A 25,876-nucleotide genomic window follows, 5' to 3' on the forward strand; every position below is an offset into this window, starting at 1 on the left:
GATAGGTATGCATATTTTTCCGTTTTTTTAATGGCATTCTAACTTATGATATGCAAATATAGTCAAACCAAATAGATAACGCACATCCGCATCTAAAATCTGTTCAGACAAAATTGTACTTCCATGTTGAATCTTCACTACAAATAATAAAAACTGCTCTTCAGAAAGTATACCCAATTCGTCTATCTTCATTCTAATATCAACTTACGTAAAAAATCACACGAGATGAAGATTGAAAGAATTCCGGAAACGAGAACAGAAATGAACCATGCCAAAATAGTTACTCCACGTCTAATGAGGAATTTCTTCTTAGCCCATTTGACATCCGGCATATTATCATCAACAAGATTCTCCAATTCACAATACAAATTATATCCTTCTTGATACTTCGCCAAAGCATCTTCCGTATTAATAGCCTCTGCACGTTTAGCATCTCGGATCATTCCAACAGTCAATCTATTCAATTCCCTGAAACGCGGATAAAACAATCCATTATTTATAACTGTCAAATCTACATTCCGAGTTTGCTTTTCAAAGCGAGTGATAGAGTCATGCAAGGACACATTCAAATATTTAAAACAATCCAATGTCAATCTCTTCACATGACGCTTAGCCTTCATTATTTCCTCAAATATCTCACTATCAGATATATTTTCTCTATAGCATCGGGCTATATGATCGTTCAACGCTCTTATTTCGTTGAACAATGGTTGTGGAGAAGTCTCTTCTCTTGCTTCCAGCTCTGCTATCAATGGTTTTATGACTTGGTTGTACTCCATATATAAAGGAGATACCAAACCATGCAATATTTCTATATCCATTTAGATTTTCGCCAATTTCTTATCTATCGTTTCCCGACTTACCAAACGTTGCAAAAACATATAAACAGAACCTCTATTTACTAAAGAGGCTCCTTTTCGATAAGACAGACTTAGTTTTTTCCCTATTTTTTTTTCAATATGAGAATCCACTTCTTCTGCATCCATCGAAAGTATTTGATCAAAAGACAAACCTGTAGATTTTGCTATAGAAGCCCGCGTTTTCTGATTCAATTTAAACATACCATTATTTTTATTGTACAAATAAAAGAAATTACTATCATATTTGCAAATCATAATTGCCTATGCATTAAAGTTGTGCCGTTTTTTGGCCGAAACGTAACGAACATATTCGTCACGCCAAGATTCCTTAAATTCGGTGATTTGGTTTTCTTTCATTGCAATATTTGAAGCAGCTCTTTCATGTCTAAGCAAGTATACCCAATTCGTCTGTCTTCATGAAAATTATCAACATATCCGACTACAGAAAAATACAAATGTAATCTATCTCCATCAATATAAGCAGAAGGACGATATGTTTTGATATGCGCTACTATCGGCTTCTCATAAATAGAAAAATTTTGATAATCTTCCGACACAGCCAAATACGTTTCCATCGGTGAACGAAATGTTTTTTGCTTATGATCCCGCCCACAGAAAAGCATATACAACTTCTGCCGGTATTCAAACAAACAACAATGCCAGGGTTCTATCCGTACTTCATCTTTATTCAGAAAAGAACCAGTTGCGACCTCCTTAAAAACTGATCGCTTCAAATTATCCCCTTCCAAAATATGAATACCTGTACAATGCCCCCTTTTAGAGATACCGGCATCCCCATTTAGACAATAAAGACGAAGTTTGTCATTATAACGAATGATAGAAGGAGATAATAATTCTTGCTTCGGATCTGTTGTCTCAAAAAATAAACGTGGAGTACTCCAGAATTGTCCATCTGTCGAATACTGAACTTTCAATTTCTTTGAAAGAGTTTTATCATCATACTCCCTAATAATAGAATATAGCACATTATCCTCAAAAAACAGTTCAATATCCGAATTGAAGCAATCTCCTCCTGGCCATTCCAAAATAGGATTATTTTTTATCGGAATAAATTGTATAGGAACACTATTATTTTGAACATCAGCATAATAAATACACGGATTTTCATATTTCACCTGCGCTTTAGGATAAGGCGTTGTCCCCAACCAATGGGTAGCCCCGTTCCATCCTTGTTTCAAATAAATGATCGAAGGATGAGTCTGGCTTTGCTGAGGATATAATTCAGGGACAGGGATGTCACACCAAGAAAAAGATCGATTCCCCAATATAATAGAATCTTTATATCGTAAATAGATAAAACGATCTAATATATATTGTAATAATTTTCTCAACATTTAGTAGCTTTAATTCCAATCGTTATTTGATAATCCGGATCCTTCTTATCCAGCAAAGACGTATCAGGTAAATCATCTACCGCTAAACCTTGCAAAAAGGCAGTAGCTGCCAACGCATTTCCAAAAGTAACAATTTCCACGTTTCCTTCATCGAAAACAGATTCCATCAACTTCCTTATAGATAAATCCGTAAAACGCCAATAATCTCCCCAACGATCCATATCGTATCGAGAAATTTGAGATATCAACCGTGCACAACAGCGTTCCACCTTGTTTCAATACTTTATAACTGCCTTCTACAGCTTTTGGTAGATCAAAAATAAAGTTCAAAGTCTGTGTACAAATAAAGCAATCTATTCTTTCTCTCGGTAGGGTTTCCGGCTTCGTCAGGTCACCTACGATTGTTGCTTTCTTATTCGAATCATCATAATGAAGAACCTCATACAATGATATATCATGTCCAAATTGTTTACTGTACGTACTTTCAGCAATCTCAAGAACTGAACCTGTTATGAGATTCTGATTTTGTTTCAAAAAAGAATCGATATAATAACGATCTATTGGACATCCACGATCAAAACCAAATTTACGGCTTATAGGTTCAGTCCTTAAGGGGGCTTAAAACTTACTGGTCTACGAAAAAACGACTTATGTGTCTACGTAATTTTCCCATTTCTATTTCATATTCATATTTAACCTAATCAAAAATCACGAAATATATATCGAACTAATCTTTTGTAAGAGAAAAAATGTTTAAAAACATCTTTTGTATTTATTAAATGATTATTCAAAACATAAGCAGGATGTTTTAATGGGAAAGACATGGAACTTGATGGAATATATAATGCATGATTCAATTTCACAGTATGGGTGGCATTCACATCTCCCAATCCTATATTAGTAACTAAATTAACAGAAGGATATATTGACAATTGGTGTTGCAATCTAAGAGAAAAATAATAAAACACTGCCCAAGGATTCAACCCATGCCGGTTAGATAATGAATCTGAAATAAATGAAGAAAAATAAATTTCCTCCCACTTATTACAAAATAACCTAGAACGTTTTTCTTTAGACTCATTCCAAAATGGGAAGTCGATATCAACTTTTTCCCAGACACGACGCCAAGTAGCCCATCCCCAAACATGTGTAATCGAACAAAAATCATAGCTTATTCCACCATTGATAATCCCCGGCAAAAAACAATTTCCCCCAATATGCCCAATCCTCTCATCATCTTTGTATTTAATCAACAAATCCTCGCAAAAAGGGAAAAAAGATAAATCGGGCAGGCAATCATCTTCCAAAATGATACCATATTCCTCATTTTCAAAGAACCAAGTAATCGCTTCCGAAACAGCCCGCTTACAACCCAAGTTTTGATCTCGGAATAAAGTTTTCAATTCACAAGGCCAATCTATCTGATTAATAATCGCACGTGTCTGCAAACAAGCCTCTTGCTCTCCTGCCTTATGCTCCCTTGCCCCATCAGCGGCTACATACAAACGCTTAGGCTTGATTTCACGGATACGATTAAAAACAATTGACGCGTTATCTTGACGGTTAAAGATTAAAAATAGAATGGGAACAGAGTACATATTTTATATTTTATTTTTTATATTTTTTTTGACAAATAACGAAAATAATCATTACACGAGATCTGAAAATATTTTATGCCGTAATCTGACACAAAGAAATGTCAACTTAATATAAGAAACAATAGATGATTGAGAATGGTAATACGCCAACTTGATAGCATCTTTTGTATAAGAAGCATCATTAGGAAATTCCTTAAGCAAACGATAAATTTCCCCAAAACGTTCCTTCATTATAGGTCGAAGTTCTCTAAATAAAGAAAATGTTCGAAAAATAGAACCAACTATATTATAAGCACTTTTCCGATAATTATTAGGAGGTGTATAAGTCACAGCGTTTATATGCCTTCTATGATTTACCAATATTTTATCACAAAAATGTATTTTACCATAAGAAGCTGCTAACATTGACAATAACCTATCATAAGTCATATTATAGTTTTCAATCTTCATTTTATCTAAGATTTCCAAAAATTTTCTTTTAAATAGAATAGTATGTCCTGGAATACCTCCCACATAAATAAAGCGTTCCAATGCATAATTTGGAATTCTTGAATCAAAATGTATAAAAACATCTTTTTCTGTAGCAAAAGGGCGAGAGAAGCAAAAAGACAATAAATTATCACCTATGCTATTCACTTGATTTTCTATTTTATCTAATTCCCATATATCATCCTGATCCGATATAGCAATATAGTCACCTGAAACTTTTTTCATTGCAGAGAAAAAGTTTCGATTTACTCCCAAATTTTCGTCATTCTGATACACATAAATATATGGATAACGCTCAGAATATTTTTGCAGAATACTATATGTGTCATCGGTTGAGCAATCGTCTTGAATAATCAATTCATAAATAGGGTAGGTTTGATTTACAATTGATTCCATTTGCTCTTTTAAAAATTTTTCACCATTATAGGTACACATTACTATGGAAACTTTTTGCTCTTTCATATTATTTCTTCTCCTTAATTTCTGTGAATATCACAATCGCTATTGAACTTTAAATACAAAACAACGCAATTTTTTTTTAAATTTGGATGGCAACAAAGTTCCTATTTGTTGTTTCTTTTTCATTGTCACTTTCTTTTTTACCAAAGAAACAAAAAAATAAAGTGGAAATAAAAAAATGTTTTTCAACGTTCTATCTATGGGCTTATAATATTTAAATGGAGTCTTCTTAAGATATTTCCACCACTCCTTTTTCTTAGTATGCATTGACAAAAACAACCACGGTTTTACAGGACCTATGTAATGAATTATACGAGGTTTTTTCTTTACTTCCTCATATTCATTCTCTGAAAACATTTGCAAAACAATATCTTTTTCTATCCAATAATTAAAATTATAAACAGGAGATACAAATTTCACACTATCCCAAAATACACCATTTAAAACATCCTGATCATTAGCTCGAATAATATCTAAATTGTTTTTCAAATAGGATAAGCAAGTCTCAACTGCTCCACTTTCTCGCATTTTTTTTAAATTCAAATATATCACCCCTGCATTAAAATAGTCTTTATCCATTGGTATACCTAATGGCAATAAATAAGATTTATCATAAACACCTATACTATCCTTCACGGCAGCTAAACTATAAGATCCCAAATCCAACTGCAATAATTCCTTTATAGAACCAGAAACAACAATATCAGAATCCAAATAAAGAACTTTATCTACATCTAAAGGCATCAACTGAGGTAAAAAGAGACGTAAATAAGTAGTTTTAGTATGCCTACAATCAGGGACGTCATTCAAAATAGCTTCAGAAACAGGCAGAAAACGACACCTATGACCATTTTCCTCTATATATTCCAACAAAAAAGTGCGATCTTTTTCAAACAGCTTATCTATCAAATACAATATATTAACAAAGAACTTGCAATCCCTATTGTTATCAAACAGAGACTTTAATAAAACTGTTGCAGGAACGACATAATTAGAATCGGCAGCCAAAGCTATCTCATAATATATCATATTGTTTTTTCCTTATGTAATACAATTAAAAATCAGCAATAACCAATAATGTTTCAAAATAGATCTCAGAGAATAAAGACTTTAAGCCAAATAAAGTCTTTATTTTTCTTTTAGCTAAAAGAAAAATAAAGACTTTAAGCCAAATAAAGTCTTTATTTTTCTTTTAGCTAAAAGAAAAAAGGGCAATCTACATCTATTTACATAATAAATTTGTGGATTTTTATATCCAGCAATTTTCAACACTTTCAAAATTGTATATGGAGTAAACCAATAACGATGATCTGTATTAATATGTTCTATTCCTTTTTTCATATAATTCATTGCAGAAACATTCAATATATTTGGCACAGTAACTACAATTTTATTAATTTTTCCTTCATAATCCATTCGAATTCCTTTAATAAAAGACACCGGATTGTCAATGTGCTCCAATATTTCACCCAACAAGATAAAATCCCATACACCCGATTTACTTTTCAGAATATCTGTTGCACTTATATCAGCACAAATAACATTAGGATAGTTATAATTACTCTTTACATAATCGACTGCTTCCAAATTTATATCCACACCATAACACTCAGAACAAACACGATCTAATAATCCATGTAACCATTGCCCCTTTTTTATTTTTTCTGCAATCAATGGAATATGGTCTGTAAAACCTAAATGGATAACACGCTTTCCTTTTAAAATCTCCAACAATTTTTCAATCCTCGTTTTTTCCTCATACAAAGATTTTTTCAATTTAATGTCAAGACTTGACGAAAATTTCGTTCCATCTAAATATTCACTAATGTTATCCAAAGAAATTAAATTCATATTACTCATATTTATTACACTTTTTTGCAACCACAACATAACCTAACGGAGTTGAAGGGGATGTCCCTTTTCTTATTCGCTTACCTAATTTTGTTTTACCCAAAAACAAAATTAAAGATTGTACAATCTTTGCAAACCAAAAACCAACTACAGGAATTCTAGCAAATATCTTCGCAGTCAAATCCCCCCAACAATCAAGCACACCACCTATTGTCTTAATCTCTACGACCTTATAACCAGCATTTTTCAGCAATGACTTTAATGCATATTCTGTATACCGAAAATAATCATAAGGTATTTCATGCAACCAATAATAAAAGGGAACCCCTAAAATTAACACTCCATTTGGTCGTGTCACCCTATACAACTCACCAATAAGTATTCCTGGTTTTTCAATATGTTCTAACACGTCTGATAAAATAATCGTATCAAAAGTGTTTTCTGGTACATTCAATTTATTATTAAGATCACACTCAATATCTAAAAAATCATTTTTATGCAATGTATTTGCCCAATCAATACAAGTTTGACTTTTCGTTAGCCCCTTATACATTTCAAATAAAGGGACATTACCACAACCCAAATCTGCTAAATCTCCAAAAGCATACTTATGGATTGCATCAAAATAAGCATCAACAACTAAATCAGCAACAAGATATGATCCCACATACAAATACTTAGAATCATGATTTGCACAAAAACGACCATTTTTTTTTATATATTTTGTAGGTCGCCATTCATTTTCATTTTTCATACACTACTTTATTAATATACTCCAAATCAATTCCTGACAAGTGAGCTGCTAGCCAAGAATAAGAACTATTACATGAACCATATATTTTCTTCATAGAAGCCAACGCATATAATTCCACAACAGCGTCAACTATTCCTTGCTGAGTATCTCTTCTAACCACATCAAACATTGTAACAACTCGTTCCCCAAATATCTCTTTTAACTTTCTTTTTTCATCCAGATCATCAGAAGCAATATAAAATCTAATTGAAGGCTCTTTCATTATTTCTTCCTTCATTTTAGAAATAAATAAAGAAATAGGACTATTATCTATTGAGGAAACATGATCTGTTCTTCGTATATGAATACCAATCATGTTTTCATCTAATTTTAGTTTTTTCTTCCTACTTTCTATAAGATTATGAATATACAAATTCGGTTTTAATATTTGATTTACTTTCTTTAAAGGATAGAAATAATGATACTGAACTAAATATATCGTTTTGTAATAGTGAACAACTTTTTTTAAATCATCTACCGAAAATTTATCCACACGAATATCCTTTTCGTATATTCTTTTTCCAAAATAAAATCGCTGAAACAAATAGGGCAACCAAAGATTTCTTTTACGCGGACGATCAAAAATATAATCTTTCCACCGTGCATCTATTATCTCAACATCTTGAAAATGTTGAGATAATTCCATTATGGAATTAAAACTTGTACCCATTCCCCAATCCTTAAACCAAATAACTCGAAGCCTTACATTGTGATCCTGACAAAATGAAATAGCCGATGTGATAGCAAAAAAACGATTTGCCAAACCACCTATAGGAATAAAAGTAATCGTTGATTTCATTTTCTTTTCAATAAAATATCAATAGACTCTCTAAATATAACCGAATTACTCAAATACATACAAATACAATATAAAATAGCCGCTACAACTATTTTACCGACAAAAAGCAAATAAATATTCCCTATCGGAGACGTCACAAAATAAGTACAGACCAAGACCACACATGTAATAACACAAAAAGGAAATACATCTTTCAAAACATTCAGAATTGAAATCTTCATGCACTTATTCACAAGATAATGCCAAGCAGATAACCATAACACATTGACAATGACAAATGCTAAAACCATATAGTAAATGCCAAATGACAACATACAAACTATAACTGTCAATTGAAGCACTCCCAATGTAATCGTATTGTACAAATACAAATCTGATTTTCCATGACTTAACAGCACATGGCTATACAAATTAGCAATAGGCGTCACAGCTCCCCAGACACACAACAACTGCATGATAGGAACACAAGGCAACCATTTATCAGAAACCCCTATAACAATCAATTCAGGAGCGACAAAAGCCAATCCCAACATTGAAGGAAAAGAAACAAATGACACAAAACGCAACATCTTACGAAAAACCTTTTGTTGCCGTTCCACATCCGAAGCCACTTCCGTCAGCACAGGAAGAGAGACACCTCCTATCATGTTCCAAATAAAGGAATATCCCATATTCATCCATTTATTCCCTTGAGTATAATAGCCGACTTGCTCCGGTCTGTAAAAGCGTCCAAGCAAAACAGAAAACACATTTGCATTGATCTGAGTAAATATATTTGTAAAAAAGACTTTCACCCCGAACGTGTACATTTCTTTCAATGGAGTAACCTTAAATGTCAAATTAGGATGCCACGGAACATAATACCAACGCAGAGTCGCACCTACCAAACTATTCGTCACAGTCTGTACCACAATACCCCAATAAGCGAATCCCTTAAACGCCAATATAACACCAACTACTCCCGATGCTATCATCGCACAAATATCTATTTTTGCACGTTCTTTAAACATCATCTTTTTTAACATCAATGCATTAGGAGCTACCGTTGTAGAACCTATCAAAAACCAAAGAAACAAAACACGTGACAATGATTCTAATTCTGGACGATCAAAGAAGATAGCGATAAGAGGAGCTGAAAAAAATAGAATAACATAACACATCAATCCAACAGAAAGACTAAACCAAAAGACCGAATTATAATCATCATGTCGGATTTCTTTACGATTTATTAAAGCCAAACCAAATCCACTATCAAACAAAACAGTTGCTATTCCCATAAAAATGCCCAGCATTCCTACTAATCCATAATCTACTGGGGACAACAAACGAGCCAAAAAAACACCAAAGACGACATTCAAAATTTGTTGAATACCGCCATTAAGTCCTCCCCAAAAGAGTCCTTTAGCAGTCTTTTGTTTCAATGTCTGTTCTGTCATATTCTATGTTATTGGGCTTCAACTAAAGACACCATTCTTATCTGATCTACTTAAAAACTATTCATTTTAGCATAAATATCTCCAAAACCTGTCTTTATAAAAGTTTCCTTCTGTATATAATCTATCACTGTATCATAATCAATCCATTCATTTAAAGCAAATTTCATTGACTCCCCTACTGAATAATTATAAACATATTTATCAGATAAATGATGCAAGCGATTTATACAATCTGACAAAACATTAGACATTTCAGGAACTGTATATTCCAAACTAATCATTTGAACAGGTGTCGATAAACCTTTCAAAACTTCAAATTCAAACCCCTCTACATCTACCTTTACAAACGCGGGTACACCATATTTTCTAATTAAAGCATCCATCGTTGTAATCCGCATAGTTGTAGGTTTCCACCTTGAAGTCTTAAACCGTCCATCTTTCGTTTTCTCAATCTGCTCCGTTGAAAAGGTTGATAAAACAGATTGATTACTAACATAAAAATCACGTATTTCTTCTTGTGCACCTAAACCTGTATGCTCTATAACAATCTTATTACCAAATAAACTTCTCAATCTTTTTACACAAAACTTTTGAGGTTCCACAGCTATCACCTTAGCACCAACCCTTAACATAGGTGCAACCCTGTTTCCCACATTAGCACCTACGTCAAAATACAAATCACCATCTTTAACAAATTGTGAATAAAAATTCATTCTCATTTCCAATTCAGCAAGTTCTTGTTTTTTCTGTTCTTTCGTTTTCAAAAACTCACCGATCAAATACCTAATTTTTTCTGGTACTATTTTCCAATAAAATTCTTTAATCATAATTTATTTTAATTATTTATATTCAAATAACACCAACCTTCAAGTTCATACCTGCATCCCCTCTGGCTTGCGAACCATAAAGAATGATCTCTGCCTCAGGTGCTATCCGGTGAATCAAATCACTGACTTTATGTATTAAATTTGATCTTTGCATTATCCTTCATTCTTCCGATTTTCCTTTCTCCAATCTCAACCCGCTTTTCGCATTCAGCGGAGAGATCACCGAATGTCCCAAGTCGCTTTCCAGCTGGCGACGAGCAGCTTCGGCTGCTTTCCCGCCTTGTTGGGCGATTTGGGCGTGTTCTTCAGTTTCCATTCGTCCGTCAGGTCTTTACGGATTTCGATGCTTTTCAAACGTTGGTTGATCCAATGATCGGAATAACCTAACGCTTTATACTCCCTCATTGCCCGGTCGATCGTCAGTTCCAGATCCTGCATCTCGTCCAAACGTTCTTTGGCGACTTGTGCCATCCAGAGTTTGAACGGCTCGGCTTTAGGGGATGGGATGGATTGGATCAGGCGGAACAACTGTTCCGTTGTGGCGACATCGGTTTTATAATATTTACCGTCTGCTGATGGTAATTTCAGTTGGTGACAATTTGTCACCAACTCACTTCCCTCCGCTTTTAGCCTCTGTTTGAGTTTGTTCCAATACTTCCGTCCATCTACACTGTCCGTCAGTACACTCACTACATCAACAACAGAGAAATACCATTCCTCCGTCTCGTCATCCCAAAGGGTACGTACTTTCTTTTCTTCAAAGATTTTGATTGCTTCTTTCTTTGTCATGGTTTTAGTTTTTAAGACTATCGGACGTATTCATTAATGATCCAAGCTCCCTTTTCCCAATGTCAATAGTACCTCCATCGAATGAATAAACTCTGTTGTTTTAGGAATAAAAGGAGTAACCTCGTCCTCTGTCGCATCATAAAGATCATCATAATCGCCGGATTGTCTCAATTCATATAATCGTGAGAGTAAACTATCATAAGACTTTTGTATACGATAATTGATAATGGCTATTTTTTCCTCCATCGTCAACATAACTCAATTCCCTCCTGCTCTACGTTTTTATACAAGATAGAGAATTTTCGCTTCAACCAATCTTTTGTGGTATAGAGCATGGGATGTATTTGAGCATTGATATTCCATCCCAACTCAAACAAAGGATAAGAATAGTTATCATGATCTGAATTGTCCAGCTTTTCTTTATTCAAAAGAATCAAAATATCCCAATCAGAATCTTCACGAGCATCTCCACGAGCTTGCGAGCCAAACAAAATCACTCGCGTACCAGAGGGCATAATCTGTTTGGCTGTTGTCTTGATAGCTTGTAATATTTCGTTTTTATCCATCCTATATATATTATTTTAGGCTGAGGCATTGCCCCGTTCTTAAAATAAAAAGGGGTAAACAATAACAGATTCCCTTCTTCAAACATTCCCTTTTATCCTTAATTCGTTTGCTGTCTCTCGGATCTCCAAACTTCTTTTATAGTCTTCTGCTGCACATTCCGGCAAGATCTGGGAAAAATCAATGCGAAAATCCGAATTATTACATTCATGATTTCTAAAAGCCTCCAACAAACCATGCTTTTCCGCCTCTTGATACCAAAGTGTTCCTGGTTTATGGGTTTCTGCGACCAATTGTTTTGCTGTCATAGCACCATATTTGTGCAATATGTCATCCATCATGTCGATTTCACAATCCATAAATTCATCATCGCTAAAATCACAGATAGGCAAGATGAATGTTCCTCCTTCACACACCACGGTTTTCACAAAATCCTTCAATAGGAACGGACCATCGGACAAATCAATGAATACGTCCTTTGCGACAGGCCCGGCTTGCCACACTTCGTAAGGCATACTCAAGAATGGCTCGGATTATCCATTATCTTCCTACGCAATGATAAACAAACCCATTCTCCTCCAACTCCTTCACATCGTAAATATTACGTCCATCCAAGATCAGAGGGGTCGCCATCAGTTTTTTGACGGCTGACCAGGAAGGCATACGGAACTCTTTCCATTCCGTGACGAGCAGGAGGGCATCGGCATCCACTACCGCATCATAGATGTCTTTGGCATAGTGGACGGCATCTCCCAAGCGACGGCGGGTTTCTTCCATCGAGACAGGATCGTAGACATACACATCGCAACCGGAAGCCAATAATTTATCGATCAGGATCAAAGAGGGAGCTTCTCGCATATCGTCCGTTTCCGGCTTGAAGGCCAAGCCCCACATAGCAATGCGCTTGCCTTTCAGATCACCTTTGAAATAATCGTCCAACTTACGGAACAAGATGGATTTCTGCTCTTCGTTGACCTCTTCGACCGCTTCTAAGATACGCATGCGGTAACCGTTCGACTTGGCCGTTCTAATCAACGCTTTGACATCTTTTGGAAAGCAGGAACCGCCGTAGCCGATACCCGCATACAGGAAACGGTTGCCGATACGGGCATCCGAACCGATCCCCTTACGCACCATATTCACATCAGCCCCGACGATCTCGCACAAGTTGGCGACGTCGTTCATGAAGCTGATGCGGGTGGCCAACATCGCATTGGCGGCATATTTCGTCATCTCTGCAGATGGCACATCCATGAAAATCACACGGAAGTTATTCAGCAGGAACGGACGGTACAAACGGGTCATCAGCTCCTTTGCACGCTCCGATTCGACGCCTACAACCACACGGTCCGGACTCATAAAGTCCTTGATCGCCGCACCTTCCTTCAGAAATTCCGGATTCGAAGCGACATCGAACTCGATCTGCAAGCCCCGTTTATCCAACTCTTCCTGAATCGCCTCACGGACCTTGCGGGCCGTACCTACCGGAACGGTGCTCTTCGTCACGACAAGGAGATATTTCGTCATGTTGCGACCGACAGTACGAGCAACTTCGAGCACATACTTCAGGTCGGCGCTGCCATCTTCGTCGGGAGGAGTACCAACAGCACTGAAGAGGACTTCGACCTCGTTCAGGCATTCTGTCAAATCGGTTGTGAATTGGAGACGGCCGGCTTGCTGGTTACGGTGAACCATCTCTTCAAGGCCGGGCTCGTAGATAGGAATGATACCCTGTTTCAGGTTTGCGATCTTTTCGGCATTTACGTCGACGCAGAAAACTTCGGTTCCCATTTCTGCGAAACAAGTACCGGTGACAAGTCCCACATAACCTGTCCCGACTATAGCTATTTTCATGATTTTATAATCAAATAAATGTTAGATATCAGTGCCTTCAAGCAGGGTTTCGGGCACACAAAGGTTCGTCACTCCCATACAGGAAATAACGAAAACGCCACAAAGATAAGAAATTGGAATCATTATACACCGTAAAACCGGGTTATTTGTACAAAAGCATCGATACTGAGATTAAAAAGCACAATCCCCCTTATCCAGCCGACAAAACATCACGATCCGTTTCAAATCCGATGCAAGTGTAATTTGTTTTCGACGTTGTCGAAAATATACTCCACATTGTCGAGAATATACACGACATTGTCGAAAACATATTCGACATGGCCGAAAACAAATTACACTTGCATCGAACACTAAACAGATGCCGAAGATTTCATGCAATCAAGCAGAGAAAACATTTTCTTCCTGCCAACCGGCACTAAAAATGAATTAATTGTGTAAATTTGCCGTTCAAACTAAATGACCGATGAGCGTAGTAATTAAAGAAGTTACCAGTAAGAAGGAACTCAAAAAGTTCGTAAAGTTCAATATCGAATTATATAAAGGCAACCCGTATCACGTGCCCGGCCTGATCGAAGAAGAGATGGTGACGTTGGATAAAAAGAAGAATCCGGCGTTCGAAGTGTGTGATGCCATCTACTTTCTGGCTTACAAAGACGGGAAGGTTGCGGGACGTATCGCGGGGATGATCAACCGCCGTAGTAATGAGACGTGGAACCAGAAGCATGCGCGCTTCGGGTTTGTCGACTTTATCGACGATGTTGAAGTAGTGGATGCTTTGTTCGGGGCCGTAGAGAAATGGGCGAAAGAGCAAGGCATGGACGCGCTGCACGGACCGATGGGTTTTACCGATATGGACCACGAAGGGATGCTGATCGAAGGGTTCGACCAGATCGGGACGATGGCGACCATCTATAATTATCCTTACTATCCGAAGCAAATGGAACGTATGGGATATGAGAAAGACCAGGACTGGCATGAGTTCAAGATCTACATACCGGACGGAGTGCCGGAGAAGCATTTGCGTATCGGCGAGATCGTAAAAAAGAAATACGGGCTGAAGGTAATGAAGTTCAAGAATGCCAAATCGATTATGCCGTATGCGCAGAAGGTGTTCCAGACATTGAACGAGTCGTACGCGCCTTTATACGGATTCGCACGTCTTACCCAAAAGCAGATCGACTACTATATTAATATGTACATACCGATGCTCCGCTACGACCTGGTGACGCTTATCGTTCGGGAAGAAGACGACGAAGTAGTCGGCTTCGGCATCTCACTGCCTAATCTGTCTCATGCGTTGCAGAAAGCAAAAGGGCATCTTTTCCCATTCGGCTGGATTCACCTGCTGAAGGCTTTGAAAAGCAAACCTAAAGTGATCGACCTTTATCTGACGGGCGTCTTGCCGGAATATCAGAGCAAAGGCGTGAACGCACTGCTGTTCAACGACCTGATCCCGGTTTACAAAAGTGTCGGAGCCGTTTACGCAGAAAGCAATCCGGAACTGGAAACAAACAACGCCGTACAGGCCCAGTGGGATTACTTCAAACGCGAACATCACAAAACAAGAAGAGCATATATTAAAAAATGGACGAACTAAATTCAACAATGCAACAGCCGACAGCGTACAACGATGACGATATCAAGACGCTTGACTGGATGGAACATATCCGTCGCCGCCCCGGTATGTATATCGGGAAGTTAGGCGACGGTAGTTATGCCGATGACGGTATTTATGTATTGCTGAAAGAGGTGCTGGATAACTCCATCGACGAATATATGATGGGGTATGGTAAAACGATAGAAGTGACCGTTGAAGAAGGCACCGTCTCCGTACGCGACTACGGCCGTGGCATTCCGCTGGGCAAGGTAGTCGACGTTTCCAGTAAGATGAATACCGGAGCGAAGTACGACAGCAAGGCTTTCAAAAAGTCGGTCGGCTTGAACGGTGTCGGTATCAAGGCTGTGAATGCACTGAGCAGCTATTTCCTGATCACCAGTTACCGGGATGGCGAATGCAAGCGGGTGGAATACAGCAAAGCGATCATCACGGAAGAAGCTCCGGTAAGCCCGACGGAGGAGCAGAACGGGACTCTTATTTATTTCATTCCCGACAAAGAGATCTTCAATGATTACTTGTATAAAGACGAGTTTATCGAAAGCCTCCTGAAGAATTATGTATTCCTGAACTCCGGGCTGACGATTATCTTCAATGGCAAAAAATATCATTCGCGCAACGGGCTTGTCGACTTGCTGAATGAGAATATGACTACCGAGCCTTTATATCCTATCATCCATCTGAAAGATGAGGACATCGAGGTAGTAATTACCCATAGCAATCAATACGGGGAAGAATATTACTCGTTCGTGAACGGGCAGTACACGACGCAGGGAGGTACGCACCTTTCTGCCTTCCGCGAAGCGTTGGGACGCGTCATAAAAGAATATTATAATAAGAACTTCGAATATTCGGACATTCGCGCCGGTGTGGTGGCGGCCATCAGTATCAAGGTGGAAGAGCCGGTATTCGAAAGCCAGACAAAGACCAAGTTAGGTTCGAAAGACATGGGGCCGGACGGTCCTTCGGTTGGCAAGTTTATCGGGGACTTCATCAAGAAGGAATTAGACAACTACCTGCACAAGAATGCGGAGACATCGGATGCCCTGCTGCGTAAGATACAGGAATCGGAAAAAGAACGCAAGGCGATCGCCGGCGTAACAAAGCTGGCCCGCGAACGTGCGAAGAAAGCAAACCTGCACAACCGTAAGTTGCGCGACTGCCGCATTCACCTGAACGATACGAAAGGCGACAATCTGGAAGACAGTTGCATCTTTATCACCGAGGGAGATTCGGCAAGCGGTTCTATCACGAAAAGCCGCGATCCGAACCTGCAAGCGGTGTTCAGTCTTCGTGGTAAACCGTTGAACAGTTTCGGGCTGACCAAGAAGATCGTGTACGAGAACGAAGAGTTCAACCTGCTACAGGCCGCCTTGAACATAGAAGACGGACTGGAAGGTTTACGCTACAACAAAGTGATTATTGCAACCGATGCCGATGTGGACGGTATGCATATCCGCCTGTTGCTGATCACCTTCTTCCTTCAGTTCTTCCCGGACCTGATCAAGCGGAACCATGTCTATATCCTGCAAACGCCGCTGTTCCGCGTGCGCAATAAGCAGAAGACCTGGTATTGCTACAGCGAAGAGGAACGCGTGAACGCAATCGCCGCCGCCGGAAAGAATGCCGAGATCACCCGGTTCAAAGGTTTGGGAGAGATTTCGCCGGACGAGTTCAAGCATTTTATCGGAAAGGATATCCGCTTAGACCCGGTGACCATGAAGAAAGAAGACCTTGTCAAAGATATGCTGGAGTTCTATATGGGCAAGAATACCATGGAACGACAGAACTTTATTATAGAAAACTTAGTTGTAGAAGAAGATGTCGTCAATTGAAAATAAGCGTATCGCCCTTTTCCCCGGAACGTTCGACCCTTTCACGATCGGACACGAATCGCTGGTAAGCCGCGGGCTCGAGCTGGTGGATGAGATCATTATCTCGATCGGTATCAACGACACGAAACGGACTTATTTCTCATTGGAGAGACGGTTGGAGGCAATCCGGGATCTCTACAAGGAAGAACCGCGCGTACGGGTCATGTCGTACGATTCGCTGACGGTCGATTTCGCCCGGCAAATGAATGCAGGCTTTATCCTGCGCGGCATCCGTACGGTGAACGATTTCGAATATGAGAAGAGCATAGCCGATGTGAACCGCAAGTTGAGCGGGATCGAGACATTTATTCTTTTTACGGAACCGGAACATACGCATATCAGTTCCAGCATTGTGCGGGAGCTGCTGCGTTACGGCAAAGATATTTCCCAGTTTGTGCCGAAAGGGACAAACCTTTACTAAAAAATAGAACAATGAAACGAATTTTCCTTCCACTCCTTATATTGAGTGTGTTTGCCGCTTCGATGTCGGCACAGCGCGGCAACAATGTAGATGCCCGCAAGCTCCAGTTGGCTTTGTATGCCATCACAAATTTATATGTGGACTCAACAAGCGAAACAAAGCTGGTTGAGGACGCCATCGTCGGCATGCTGGAAAAGCTGGACCCCCACTCTACCTATACGGACCCGGAAGAGACGAAAGAGATGACGGAACCGTTGCAGGGTAACTTCGACGGGATCGGCATCCAGTTCAATATGCTGACGGATACATTATATGTGATCCAGGTAATTCCCGGCGGACCGTCGGAAAAGGTCGGCTTGATGGCCGGCGACCGTATTATCATGGTAGACGACACGCTGATTGCCGGCGTCAAGATGAAGAATACGGATGTGATGAAACGCCTGCGCGGCCCGAAGAACACGGAAGTGCGGGTAAAGGTCCTGCGCGGCGGAGTGCCCGACCTGATCGAGTTCAAGATCACACGCGGAAAGATTCCTGTATACAGCTTAGACGCCGCTTATATGGCGGATAAGACTACCGGATATATCAAATTGAACCGTTTCGCCGCTTCGTCGGCTGACGAATTCCGCGAAGCCTTGGAGAAACTGAAGAAACAGGGCATGAAGAACCTGATCCTCGACTTGCAGGGAAATGGCGGAGGATATCTGAATATAGCGATCGACCTGGCCGACGAGTTCTTAGGCAAGGACAAGTTGATCGTTTACACAGAAGGGAACAAGCAGCCGCGCGAGGAAGCCAAGTCTTCGGCTCGTGGGGGTTTTGAAGAGGGACGTTTGGTCGTACTGGTAGATGAGACATCCGCATCCGCCAGTGAAATCCTTTCCGGCGCGGTGCAGGATTGGGACCGTGGCGTTGTCGTAGGCCGCCGTACGTTCGGAAAAGGACTGGTGCAGAAACCGATCCCGATGCCCGACGGCTCGATGATCCGCCTGACGGTTGCCCGCTATTATACGCCTACAGGCCGTTCCATCCAGAAACCGTATATAAACGGCAACCAGGAGCAATATAACCATGACCTGATCGACCGCTACAACCGGGGCGAACTGATGAGCGCGGACAGCATTCATTTCCCCGACTCGATGAAGTACAATACGTTAGAGACAAAACGTATCGTATATGGCGGAGGTGGTATCATGCCGGATGTCTTTATCCCGGTCGACACATCCCGCTATACGGATTATCACCGTAGCGTCGTAGCCGCCGGCTTGGTAAACCGCATCGCCATGAATTACTTAGACCGCCATCGTGCCGAGCTGAACAAGAAATATCCGAAGTTCGCCCAATACAAGCAGAACTTCAATGTGACAGACGACATGATGCAGGAGCTGATCTCATTGGCAAAAGACGACAAGATCGAATTCAACGAAGAACAATACAATCGTTCCAAACCGCTCATCAAGCTCCAGATCAAGGCGCTGATCGCCCGTGACCTGTATGACATGGCCGAATACTTCCAGGTTATCAACGACGACAACGAAAGCTTCCAGGAAGCGTTGCGCCTCATCAACGACGACCGACGATACGAAAAAGAACTGGGACGGTAAACCTATTATCGATAATACTTCCTATATTTGTATTAATCAACGAAAAGAAAGGAACACAAAAGATGGACACAACGATGAAAACGATAGAACTTACTTTGCCGGATTCGGAATTGTCTTTCATTAAGACAATAGCAAAGAAATTCGGATGGACTCTGACAACCAAACACACAAAAACTCAGAAAAGTCTTGATGAAGGCATTGCCGATATCAAAGCCGGGCGTGTTCGCGAAGTTTCTACGGATGAATTAAAACAAATGATGGGATTATGAGTTCATACACGATCCTAATCACTAAACGATTTGAAAAGGACTTGGAAATATGTAAGAAGAGGGGACTAAAACTTAGCCTCCTCTATACTGTAATAGAGCAACTCAAATTGAACGGGACATTATCAAAACAATATCGTGCCCACAAACTAAGTGGTAATTATGCTAACTATTGGGAATGCCATATTAAAGGCGATTGGTTATTAATATGGGAGCAAAACGATGATGAACTCATTTTGATATTAACTTCAACCGGAACACATTCAGATTTATTCTAAAGGATTATGTACTGGACACTTTTTCTGACATTCGTTAAAATAGGAACTTTCACTATCGGGGGTGGGTATGCAATGCTGCCCCTGATACAGCGGGAGGTGGTAGATAAAGGATGGCTTTCGAAAGAAGATTTTATCGACCTCTTCTCCGTGGCCCAGTCCTTGCCCGGCATCTTCGCCGTGAACATCTCTATTTTTGTCGGATATAAGTTGAAGAAAGTGCCGGGAGGTATTGTTTGCGCTTTGGGAAGCATCCTTCCCTCTTTTATTATTATATTGGCGATCGCCTTGTTTTTCACCCATATCCAAGACAACGTATGGGTAGAGAAAGCATTCAAAGGATTGCGTCCGGCGGTCGTTGCCCTGATTGCCGTGCCCTGCCTGACGACGGCACGGTCGATCAAGATGAGTTACAAAGAGTTGATTATCCCTATCGCTGCCGCATTGCTGATCTGGCAGGGAGGATTATCGCCTGTATGGGTGATCGTCGCAGCTATTATAGGAGGACTTATTTACGGACTGAAAATAAAGAAAGACTGATATGATCTGGTTGCAATTATTCTACGTATATCTAAAAATCGGGATATTCGGTTTCGGCGGCGGCTATGCAATGCTCTCCTTGATACAGGCGGACGTGGTGGACCGCTACGGCTGGATATCGTCGCAGGAGTTTACGGATATCGTCGCCATCTCCCAGATGACACCCGGCCCGATCGGGATCAACAGCGCTACCTACATCGGATATACGGCTATCCACAACGCCGGTTATTCGCCCGCCATGTCCATATTAGGCTCCTGCCTGACGACCTTTGCCGTCTGCCTTCCTTCTTTCCTGCTGGTACTGGCTATCTCATACGCCTTTGCCAAATTCAGGAACAACAAATATGTAGCAGCCGCGTTCTACGGGCTTCGTCCGGCTACGGTCGGCCTGATTGCAGCGGCGGCCCTGCTGTTGATGAACAGCGAGAACTTCATCGACTATAAAAGCTTCCTGATCTTCGGAAGTGCATTCATCCTCACCTGGAAGTTCAAGATCAATCCGATATTGATGATTATTCTGGCAGGTATCGCCGGAATTGCCCTCTACTGGTAATTCCTTTCATCGATAGAAATTCCCCTTTTGTCGAGGAAACACTCCTCTTTTTCTAATCCGGTTGTGCAGGTTTTCATCACGTTGTAGTTTTGCTTTCGTAAAAAGGTAAAAAGATTGTCAGGTTACAAAACGAAAGCATCATGAAACAGATTTCTTCCATACTCCTCTCCTGCCTGCTCCTCCTGCCCGCCGGGATGAAAGCGGAGGAAGACGCACCCAAGCAATGGACGCTTCGCGATTGCATCGATTATGCGTTGGAGCATAACATCACTATCCAGCGGAACCGCATCAGTGTCGAAAGTGCGCAAGAAGACGTAAAGACAGCCAAGGCGGACTTCCTGCCCTCCCTGAGCGGGAACATCAGCCAGCGCGTTGTCAACCGCCCGAACAGCGCAAGCGGAACCATCATCAGCGGCGATAACATCACGACAAGCGAAAGCAAGACTTCGTACAACGGCAGCTATGGCATCGACGCCAACTGGACCGTCTATAACGGCAGCAAACGGGTAAACACCGTCAAGCAGCAAAAGCTGAACAACCGCATCGCCGAACTGAGCGTGGACGAAAGCGAAAACTCCATCGAGGAAAATATCACCCAGTTGTACGTGCAAATCCTCTACTCCGCCGAAGCCGTCAAGGTGAACCGGTCGACACTGGAAGTGAGCCAGAAGCAATACGAACGGGGACAGGAACTGTTCAACGTCGGTAGCATCGCCTCGAGCGACCTCGCCCAACTGGAGGCACAGGTCAGCAGCGACAACTACCAGTTGGTAACCTCCGAAGCCACCCTGCAGGATTACAAATTGCAATTGAAACAACTCCTCGAACTGGACGGAGACTTCGAAATGAACCTCGAAATGCCCCAGCTGGGCGACAGCAACGTGTTGATCCCGCTCCCGGCAAAGGACGACGTCTACAACACCGCCCTCAGCCTCCGTCCCGAAATAGAAGCCGGAAAGCTGAACGTGGAGACCTCCGACCTGAGTATCAAGATGGCTCGCGCAGGCTACCTCCCGACCCTAAGCCTCAGCGCAGGTATCGGTAGCACGAATGCCAACGGTAGCGACTTCAGCTTCAGCGAACAGGTCAAGCAAAACTGGAACAACTCGCTGGGATTGACCCTCAGCATCCCCATCTTCGACAAACGGCAGACGAAAAGCTCCATCAACAAGGCCAAACTGCAAAAGCAGACCAGCCAATTAGACCTGCTGGATAACCAGAAGACACTCTATAAGACCATCGAAAACCTCTGGCTGGCCGCCAACAGCGCACAACAGCAATACGTGGCAGCCGCCCGGAAGTTGAAGAGTACGGAAACCAGCTACTCCCTCGTCAGCGAACAGTTCAACGTCGGCATGAAGAACACGGTGGAGTTGCTCACAGAGAAAAACAACCTCCTGAGTGCACAACAAGAGACGCTCCAGGCCAAATACACGGCCATCCTGAACGCTGGCTTGTTGCGCTTCTACCAGGGAGAAGAGATCAATTTGTTCTGAATCACGCATTAGGGGTGAAACACTAATGAATATATTCACTCTCTTTTTGTTTCGGTCCCTGCTTCGAGTCACTCCGGCAGGGACCCCACAAAAGGGACCGGTATCAAAAAAGAAATAAAAACAGATAAAGATATGAACAAGAAGAAACTTATCATCGGTATAGTAGGCGTACTGGTTGTGGCAGGCGGCATCTGGCTCTTCACAGGCAAAACGTCGAAAGGCGGTATCCGGCTCGAAACCGCCAAAGTGGGCCGTAGTTCCATCTCGAACACGGTAACGGCAACCGGTACGGTCGAACCGGTAACGGAAGTCGAAGTCGGCACGCAGGTGTCCGGCATCATCGACAAGTTGTATGCAGACTACAACGACGTGGTCAAAGCCGGACAGTTGATCGCCGAAATGGACAAGGTCAACCTGAAAGCCGAACTCGCCTCCGCCCAGGCACAGCTGGCAAGCAGCAAAAGCGAATACGAGTACCAGCAGAAGAACTACGCCCGTAACAAGATCCTCTTCGAAAAGAAGCTGATCAGCGACTCGGACTATGAAACTTCCACCTACAACTACGAGAAGGCAAAAGCCGCCTACGAACAGAACCAGGCGGCAATGGTCAAAGTGAACCGCAACCTCGAATATGCGACCATCACCAGCCCGATCGACGGTGTCGTCATCAACCGCGCCGTTGAAGAGGGACAGACAGTGGCCGCCGGCTTCGAGACCCCGACCTTGTTCACGATCGCAGCCGACCTGACCAAGATGCAGGTGATCGCCGACGTGGATGAAGCCGATATAGGCAACGTGGAGAACGGGCAACGCGTCTCCTTCACCGTCGACGCCTATCCGAACGACGTATTCGAAGGGACAGTCACCCAGATCCGCCTCGGCGACAGCGAAAGCAGTAGTTCCGCCAGCACCTCGACCTCGACGGTCGTTACCTACGAGGTGGTGATATCTGCCGAGAATCCCGACCTGAAACTGAAGCCGCGCCTGACCGCCAACGTGACGATCTTCACCCTGGAACGTGACAACGTGCTGACAGTCCCGACCAAATCGCTCCGCTTCGTGCCGGACGCTGAGATACTCGCCCAACTGGGCTACATCGTCACCGAAGCCGGGACGGAAGCCCCTGCCGGAAAACGCCTCGTATGGATCAGGAACGGACAGGAATTGAAGCCGAAAGCCGTCACCGTCGGTTCCACCAGCGGAAACATGATCGAGATCACCGACGGCCTTTCCGAAGGTGAAGAGCTGGCAGTCGACCTCGAAGCCTCCTCCGTAACCCCGACCGCCGAGTCCGGAACGGAAAGAAGCCCGTTCATGCCAGGCCCTCCGGGAAGTAATAAGAACAAAAAGAACGCCAAGTAGGGGCAGGTTCCAAACCTGCCCTCCCAAACAAGGAGTACAACAATATGAAAGAGATAATCAAATTAGATAACATCAAACGTGACTTCAAGGTCGGAGACGAAACGGTCCATGCCCTGCGTGGCGTCTCCTTCACGATCTACGAAGGCGAGTTTGTCACCATCATGGGGACATCCGGTTCCGGAAAGAGCACCTTGCTGAACACGTTGGGTTGCCTCGACACGCCGACGAGCGGGGAGTATTACCTCGACGGCACATCGGTCCGCACGATGGGGAAGAACTCCCGTGCCACCCTGCGCAACCGCAAGATCGGATTCGTCTTTCAGAGTTACAACCTGCTCCCCAAGACCACTGCAGTGGAGAACGTGGAACTTCCCCTGATGTACAATCCGAACTATAGCGCCTCCGCCCGCCACCAAAAAGCAGTCGAATCGCTGGTAGCCGTCGGACTGGGCGACCGCCTGATGCACAAGAGCAACCAGATGTCCGGCGGACAAATGCAACGCGTCGCCATCGCCCGGGCATTAGTGAACGATCCAGCCGTAATCCTCGCCGACGAAGCGACTGGAAACCTCGACACCCGCACCTCGTTCGAGATACTGGTACTGTTCCAGAAGCTCCATGCCGAAGGACGTACCATCATATTCGTGACCCACAACCCGGAGATCGCCCAGTACAGCAGCCGCAACATCACGCTGCGTGACGGGCATGTCACCTCCGACACGGTCAACGAGAATATCCTGAACGCAGCGGATGCTTTGGCACGATTGCCGAAGAACGATGATTGATCATTTAATCGATATTAAATGAATATAAGGTTATGCACCTTGCCGCCCTTCCGTGGGTGCCCCTTTATGCGAATACCGGAATCATCCGATACAAGCGGAAGGAGGCGAAGGTGTTTAAAAAGTAACATATAAACAACAAAAACAATGAACGGTACAAACCTAATAAAAATAGCTGTCCGGGCGCTCGCCAACAACAAGATGCGCGGTTTCCTGACGATGCTCGGCATCATCATCGGCGTAGCCTCCGTGATCACGATGCTCGCCATCGGGCAAGGCTCGAAGCGAAGCATACAGGCACAGATCAGCGAGATGGGTTCCAACATGATCATGATACATCCGGGCGCCGACGTGCGTGGCGGTGTCCGTCAGGATGCCTCCGCTATGGAGACCCTGAAGCTGCTCGATTATGAAAATATAGTAGACGAGACACGCTACGTCTCCGCCGTCTCGCCCTCGGTCAACAGCAGCGGGCAGGCGATCTACGGCGCCAACAACGCCCCGACCACCGTCTACGGCATCAGTCCCGACTATCTCGAGATACGCCGTTATAAAGTAGACGACGGCGAGATGTTCTCCGAGCAGGACATCCAGACGGCCGCCAAAGTCTGCATCGTCGGCAAAACCGTCGTCGACAACCTTTTCCCGAACGGGGAAAACCCGATAGGCAAAGTGATACGATTCAAGAGTCTGCCGTTCCGCATCGTAGGCGTGCTGGAAAGCAAAGGATACAACAGCATGGGAATGGACCAGGACGACCTAATCTTAGCTCCATACACAACTATTCAGAAAAAGGTCCTGGCCATCACCCATCTGCAAGGCATAACCTGTTCGGCCCTCAAGGAGGAATACACCGACCAGGCCATCGACGAGATTACCGAAATACTCCGCCGCAACCATAAGTTGAAGGAAAGTGACGATGATGATTTTACCATCCGTAGCCAGCAGGAGTTGAGCACGATGTTGACAAGCACTACGGATATGATGACCGTGCTGTTGGCGGCTGTGGCGGGTATTTCGCTTCTCGTAGGCGGCATAGGAATTATGAACATCATGTACGTCAGCGTCACCGAGCGTACACGTGAGATCGGCCTCCGCATGAGCATCGGGGCTAAAGGCATCGACATCCTGGCACAATTCCTGATCGAGTCCATCCTGATCAGTGTGACAGGCGGTTTGATAGGTGTAGTCTTTGGAGTGGGCGCGGCCCTTGTCGTGAACGGGGTCGCCCACTTTCCGATCTTCATCCAACCCTGGAGCGTTGTCCTGTCGTTCGCCGTATGTACCGTCACCGGCGTATTCTTCGGATGGTATCCGGCCAAGAAGGCGGCACAACTCGACCCGATAGAGGCTATACGCTACGAGTAGCAGGCGGTAAGCGTCTCCTGCACGCATTGCTTACCGGCATCCGATG

Annotated in this window: 29 protein-coding genes and 1 pseudogene; 12 read left to right on the top strand and 18 right to left on the bottom strand. The window is 42.7% G+C overall.

Translation table 11 applies throughout. The features are described 5' to 3' along the window. Positions 1-27 precede the first annotated feature (27 nt). From ACPYIV_RS14505 to ACPYIV_RS14590, 18 genes and pseudogenes are all read right to left on the bottom strand, one after another. Positions 28-192 carry a hypothetical protein gene (locus ACPYIV_RS14505; protein WP_425883674.1) on the bottom strand — a complete coding sequence of 55 codons (165 nt, stop codon included), beginning with the start codon at positions 190-192 and terminating at the stop codon, positions 28-30. Continuing rightward, a complete protein-coding gene (locus ACPYIV_RS14510; protein ID WP_425883676.1) occupies positions 189-821 on the bottom strand; it encodes a hypothetical protein in 633 nt (210 codons plus the stop codon). Before ACPYIV_RS14510 ends, ACPYIV_RS14505 begins: the two co-directional genes overlap by 4 nt. Next, positions 822-1,061: a hypothetical protein gene (locus ACPYIV_RS14515; RefSeq protein WP_425883678.1), complete on the bottom strand. Its 240-nt coding sequence runs from the start codon at positions 1,059-1,061 to the stop codon at positions 822-824. Between the two features lie 152 nt (positions 1,062-1,213). Further along, positions 1,214-2,215 (bottom strand): hypothetical protein, encoded by a 1,002-nt coding sequence (locus ACPYIV_RS14520; protein WP_425883680.1) that lies wholly within the window; start codon positions 2,213-2,215, stop codon positions 1,214-1,216. Continuing rightward, positions 2,209-2,436, bottom strand: a complete 228-nt coding sequence (locus ACPYIV_RS14525) for a hypothetical protein (RefSeq protein ID WP_425886540.1) — start codon at positions 2,434-2,436, stop codon at positions 2,209-2,211. Before ACPYIV_RS14525 ends, ACPYIV_RS14520 begins: the two co-directional genes overlap by 7 nt. Next, positions 2,363-2,749 carry a methyltransferase domain-containing protein gene (locus tag ACPYIV_RS14530; protein ID WP_425883682.1) on the bottom strand — a complete coding sequence of 129 codons (387 nt, stop codon included), beginning with the start codon at positions 2,747-2,749 and terminating at the stop codon, positions 2,363-2,365. The genes ACPYIV_RS14525 and ACPYIV_RS14530 overlap by 74 nt, the downstream gene beginning before the upstream one ends. Positions 2,750-2,916: 167 nt before the next feature. Then, on the bottom strand, positions 2,917-3,813 hold the full coding sequence (locus ACPYIV_RS14535; RefSeq protein WP_425883684.1) for a hypothetical protein: 897 nt from the start codon (positions 3,811-3,813) through the stop codon (positions 2,917-2,919). Between the two features lie 51 nt (positions 3,814-3,864). Further along, complete coding sequence (locus tag ACPYIV_RS14540) at positions 3,865-4,764, bottom strand: glycosyltransferase (RefSeq protein ID WP_425883686.1); 900 nt, start codon at positions 4,762-4,764, stop codon at positions 3,865-3,867. Between the two features lie 39 nt (positions 4,765-4,803). After that, the gene (locus tag ACPYIV_RS14545) at positions 4,804-5,790 is read right to left on the bottom strand and encodes a glycosyltransferase family 8 protein (protein WP_425883688.1); all 987 of its coding nucleotides are present in this window, start codon (positions 5,788-5,790) and stop codon (positions 4,804-4,806) included. A 114-nt stretch (positions 5,791-5,904) separates the two neighbouring features. Next, positions 5,905-6,621, bottom strand: a complete 717-nt coding sequence (locus ACPYIV_RS14550) for a class I SAM-dependent methyltransferase (RefSeq protein ID WP_425883690.1) — start codon at positions 6,619-6,621, stop codon at positions 5,905-5,907. Then, positions 6,614-7,366 carry a class I SAM-dependent methyltransferase gene (locus tag ACPYIV_RS14555; protein ID WP_425883692.1) on the bottom strand — a complete coding sequence of 251 codons (753 nt, stop codon included), beginning with the start codon at positions 7,364-7,366 and terminating at the stop codon, positions 6,614-6,616. Before ACPYIV_RS14555 ends, ACPYIV_RS14550 begins: the two co-directional genes overlap by 8 nt. Further along, the gene (locus tag ACPYIV_RS14560; protein ID WP_425883694.1) at positions 7,356-8,204 is read right to left on the bottom strand and encodes a hypothetical protein; all 849 of its coding nucleotides are present in this window, start codon (positions 8,202-8,204) and stop codon (positions 7,356-7,358) included. The genes ACPYIV_RS14555 and ACPYIV_RS14560 overlap by 11 nt, the downstream gene beginning before the upstream one ends. Further along, complete coding sequence (locus tag ACPYIV_RS14565; protein ID WP_425883696.1) at positions 8,201-9,640, bottom strand: lipopolysaccharide biosynthesis protein; 1,440 nt, start codon at positions 9,638-9,640, stop codon at positions 8,201-8,203. The genes ACPYIV_RS14560 and ACPYIV_RS14565 overlap by 4 nt, the downstream gene beginning before the upstream one ends. 50 nt (positions 9,641-9,690) lie before the next feature. Further along, complete coding sequence (locus tag ACPYIV_RS14570; RefSeq protein ID WP_425883698.1) at positions 9,691-10,467, bottom strand: FkbM family methyltransferase; 777 nt, start codon at positions 10,465-10,467, stop codon at positions 9,691-9,693. Between the two features lie 160 nt (positions 10,468-10,627). Continuing rightward, a pseudogene (locus ACPYIV_RS14575) lies at positions 10,628-11,256 on the bottom strand (BRO-N domain-containing protein). Between the two features lie 248 nt (positions 11,257-11,504). Then, the gene (locus ACPYIV_RS14580) at positions 11,505-11,822 is read right to left on the bottom strand and encodes a nucleotidyltransferase domain-containing protein (RefSeq protein ID WP_008147053.1); all 318 of its coding nucleotides are present in this window, start codon (positions 11,820-11,822) and stop codon (positions 11,505-11,507) included. Positions 11,823-11,900: 78 nt separating this feature from the next. Then, on the bottom strand, positions 11,901-12,335 hold the full coding sequence (locus ACPYIV_RS14585; protein ID WP_425883701.1) for a type II toxin-antitoxin system antitoxin SocA domain-containing protein: 435 nt from the start codon (positions 12,333-12,335) through the stop codon (positions 11,901-11,903). Positions 12,336-12,360: 25 nt separating this feature from the next. After that, positions 12,361-13,674 (bottom strand): UDP-glucose dehydrogenase family protein, encoded by a 1,314-nt coding sequence (locus ACPYIV_RS14590; protein WP_293734190.1) that lies wholly within the window; start codon positions 13,672-13,674, stop codon positions 12,361-12,363. Positions 13,675-14,137: 463 nt separating this feature from the next. On the opposite strand from ACPYIV_RS14590, the gene ACPYIV_RS14595 reads away from it, so the two are divergent. The 12 genes from ACPYIV_RS14595 (at position 14,138) to ACPYIV_RS14650 (ending at position 25,830) form a co-directional block, all read left to right on the top strand. Then, positions 14,138-15,271 (top strand): hypothetical protein, encoded by a 1,134-nt coding sequence (locus ACPYIV_RS14595; protein WP_425883703.1) that lies wholly within the window; start codon positions 14,138-14,140, stop codon positions 15,269-15,271. Further along, on the top strand, positions 15,259-17,124 hold the full coding sequence (locus ACPYIV_RS14600) for a DNA topoisomerase IV subunit B (protein ID WP_293734192.1): 1,866 nt from the start codon (positions 15,259-15,261) through the stop codon (positions 17,122-17,124). Before ACPYIV_RS14595 ends, ACPYIV_RS14600 begins: the two co-directional genes overlap by 13 nt. After that, the gene (gene coaD, locus ACPYIV_RS14605; protein WP_293734193.1) at positions 17,111-17,584 is read left to right on the top strand and encodes a pantetheine-phosphate adenylyltransferase; all 474 of its coding nucleotides are present in this window, start codon (positions 17,111-17,113) and stop codon (positions 17,582-17,584) included. The genes ACPYIV_RS14600 and coaD overlap by 14 nt, the downstream gene beginning before the upstream one ends. 11 nt (positions 17,585-17,595) lie before the next feature. Next, positions 17,596-19,188 carry a S41 family peptidase gene (locus ACPYIV_RS14610; RefSeq protein ID WP_293734194.1) on the top strand — a complete coding sequence of 531 codons (1,593 nt, stop codon included), beginning with the start codon at positions 17,596-17,598 and terminating at the stop codon, positions 19,186-19,188. A 74-nt stretch (positions 19,189-19,262) separates the two neighbouring features. Continuing rightward, entirely contained in the window at positions 19,263-19,457 is a 195-nt protein-coding gene (locus tag ACPYIV_RS14615) for a hypothetical protein (RefSeq protein ID WP_227225855.1), read from the top strand. Further along, complete coding sequence (locus ACPYIV_RS14620) at positions 19,454-19,732, top strand: type II toxin-antitoxin system YafQ family toxin (protein WP_005651399.1); 279 nt, start codon at positions 19,454-19,456, stop codon at positions 19,730-19,732. Before ACPYIV_RS14615 ends, ACPYIV_RS14620 begins: the two co-directional genes overlap by 4 nt. A 6-nt stretch (positions 19,733-19,738) precedes the next feature. Further along, positions 19,739-20,269, top strand: coding sequence for a chromate transporter (locus tag ACPYIV_RS14625; RefSeq protein ID WP_299364178.1), 531 nt, complete (start codon positions 19,739-19,741; stop codon positions 20,267-20,269). A 1-nt stretch (position 20,270) separates the two neighbouring features. Then, complete coding sequence (locus ACPYIV_RS14630) at positions 20,271-20,822, top strand: chromate transporter (protein ID WP_293734196.1); 552 nt, start codon at positions 20,271-20,273, stop codon at positions 20,820-20,822. A gap of 140 nt (positions 20,823-20,962) precedes the next feature. Continuing rightward, complete coding sequence (locus ACPYIV_RS14635; RefSeq protein ID WP_293734197.1) at positions 20,963-22,318, top strand: TolC family protein; 1,356 nt, start codon at positions 20,963-20,965, stop codon at positions 22,316-22,318. A gap of 132 nt (positions 22,319-22,450) precedes the next feature. After that, positions 22,451-23,680, top strand: a complete 1,230-nt coding sequence (locus tag ACPYIV_RS14640; protein WP_293734198.1) for an efflux RND transporter periplasmic adaptor subunit — start codon at positions 22,451-22,453, stop codon at positions 23,678-23,680. A gap of 44 nt (positions 23,681-23,724) precedes the next feature. Beyond that, the gene (locus ACPYIV_RS14645; RefSeq protein ID WP_293734199.1) at positions 23,725-24,465 is read left to right on the top strand and encodes an ABC transporter ATP-binding protein; all 741 of its coding nucleotides are present in this window, start codon (positions 23,725-23,727) and stop codon (positions 24,463-24,465) included. Between the two features lie 144 nt (positions 24,466-24,609). After that, on the top strand, positions 24,610-25,830 hold the full coding sequence (locus tag ACPYIV_RS14650) for an ABC transporter permease (protein ID WP_293734200.1): 1,221 nt from the start codon (positions 24,610-24,612) through the stop codon (positions 25,828-25,830). Positions 25,831-25,876: the final 46 nt, after the last annotated feature.

Source organism: Parabacteroides vesiculifaciens (assembly GCF_049860805.1).
Taxonomy (GTDB): Bacteria; Bacteroidota; Bacteroidia; order Bacteroidales; family Tannerellaceae; genus Parabacteroides.

What these genes read in the sequence shown, in the direction of transcription:
- ACPYIV_RS14505 (WP_425883674.1), bottom strand. Translation starts at nt 192, where the DNA reads ATGAAGATAGACGAATTGGGTATACTTTCTGAAGAGCAGTTTTTATTA.
- ACPYIV_RS14510 (WP_425883676.1), bottom strand. Translation starts at nt 821, where the DNA reads ATGGATATAGAAATATTGCATGGTTTGGTATCTCCTTTATATATGGAG.
- ACPYIV_RS14515 (WP_425883678.1), bottom strand. Translation starts at nt 1,061, where the DNA reads ATGTTTAAATTGAATCAGAAAACGCGGGCTTCTATAGCAAAATCTACA.
- ACPYIV_RS14520 (WP_425883680.1), bottom strand. Translation starts at nt 2,215, where the DNA reads ATGTTGAGAAAATTATTACAATATATATTAGATCGTTTTATCTATTTA.
- ACPYIV_RS14525 (WP_425886540.1), bottom strand. Translation starts at nt 2,436, where the DNA reads ATGGATCGTTGGGGAGATTATTGGCGTTTTACGGATTTATCTATAAGG.
- ACPYIV_RS14535 (WP_425883684.1), bottom strand. Translation starts at nt 3,813, where the DNA reads ATGTACTCTGTTCCCATTCTATTTTTAATCTTTAACCGTCAAGATAAC.
- ACPYIV_RS14540 (WP_425883686.1), bottom strand. Translation starts at nt 4,764, where the DNA reads ATGAAAGAGCAAAAAGTTTCCATAGTAATGTGTACCTATAATGGTGAA.
- ACPYIV_RS14545 (WP_425883688.1), bottom strand. Translation starts at nt 5,790, where the DNA reads ATGATATATTATGAGATAGCTTTGGCTGCCGATTCTAATTATGTCGTT.
- ACPYIV_RS14550 (WP_425883690.1), bottom strand. Translation starts at nt 6,621, where the DNA reads ATGAGTAATATGAATTTAATTTCTTTGGATAACATTAGTGAATATTTA.
- ACPYIV_RS14555 (WP_425883692.1), bottom strand. Translation starts at nt 7,366, where the DNA reads ATGAAAAATGAAAATGAATGGCGACCTACAAAATATATAAAAAAAAAT.
- ACPYIV_RS14560 (WP_425883694.1), bottom strand. Translation starts at nt 8,204, where the DNA reads ATGAAATCAACGATTACTTTTATTCCTATAGGTGGTTTGGCAAATCGT.
- ACPYIV_RS14565 (WP_425883696.1), bottom strand. Translation starts at nt 9,640, where the DNA reads ATGACAGAACAGACATTGAAACAAAAGACTGCTAAAGGACTCTTTTGG.
- ACPYIV_RS14570 (WP_425883698.1), bottom strand. Translation starts at nt 10,467, where the DNA reads ATGATTAAAGAATTTTATTGGAAAATAGTACCAGAAAAAATTAGGTAT.
- ACPYIV_RS14580 (WP_008147053.1), bottom strand. Translation starts at nt 11,822, where the DNA reads ATGGATAAAAACGAAATATTACAAGCTATCAAGACAACAGCCAAACAG.
- ACPYIV_RS14585 (WP_425883701.1), bottom strand. Translation starts at nt 12,335, where the DNA reads ATGCCTTACGAAGTGTGGCAAGCCGGGCCTGTCGCAAAGGACGTATTC.
- ACPYIV_RS14590 (WP_293734190.1), bottom strand. Translation starts at nt 13,674, where the DNA reads ATGAAAATAGCTATAGTCGGGACAGGTTATGTGGGACTTGTCACCGGT.
- ACPYIV_RS14595 (WP_425883703.1), top strand. Translation starts at nt 14,138, where the DNA reads ATGAGCGTAGTAATTAAAGAAGTTACCAGTAAGAAGGAACTCAAAAAG.
- ACPYIV_RS14600 (WP_293734192.1), top strand. Translation starts at nt 15,259, where the DNA reads ATGGACGAACTAAATTCAACAATGCAACAGCCGACAGCGTACAACGAT.
- coaD (WP_293734193.1), top strand. Translation starts at nt 17,111, where the DNA reads ATGTCGTCAATTGAAAATAAGCGTATCGCCCTTTTCCCCGGAACGTTC.
- ACPYIV_RS14610 (WP_293734194.1), top strand. Translation starts at nt 17,596, where the DNA reads ATGAAACGAATTTTCCTTCCACTCCTTATATTGAGTGTGTTTGCCGCT.
- ACPYIV_RS14615 (WP_227225855.1), top strand. Translation starts at nt 19,263, where the DNA reads ATGAAAACGATAGAACTTACTTTGCCGGATTCGGAATTGTCTTTCATT.
- ACPYIV_RS14620 (WP_005651399.1), top strand. Translation starts at nt 19,454, where the DNA reads ATGAGTTCATACACGATCCTAATCACTAAACGATTTGAAAAGGACTTG.
- ACPYIV_RS14625 (WP_299364178.1), top strand. Translation starts at nt 19,739, where the DNA reads ATGTACTGGACACTTTTTCTGACATTCGTTAAAATAGGAACTTTCACT.
- ACPYIV_RS14630 (WP_293734196.1), top strand. Translation starts at nt 20,271, where the DNA reads ATGATCTGGTTGCAATTATTCTACGTATATCTAAAAATCGGGATATTC.
- ACPYIV_RS14635 (WP_293734197.1), top strand. Translation starts at nt 20,963, where the DNA reads ATGAAACAGATTTCTTCCATACTCCTCTCCTGCCTGCTCCTCCTGCCC.
- ACPYIV_RS14640 (WP_293734198.1), top strand. Translation starts at nt 22,451, where the DNA reads ATGAACAAGAAGAAACTTATCATCGGTATAGTAGGCGTACTGGTTGTG.
- ACPYIV_RS14645 (WP_293734199.1), top strand. Translation starts at nt 23,725, where the DNA reads ATGAAAGAGATAATCAAATTAGATAACATCAAACGTGACTTCAAGGTC.
- ACPYIV_RS14650 (WP_293734200.1), top strand. Translation starts at nt 24,610, where the DNA reads ATGAACGGTACAAACCTAATAAAAATAGCTGTCCGGGCGCTCGCCAAC.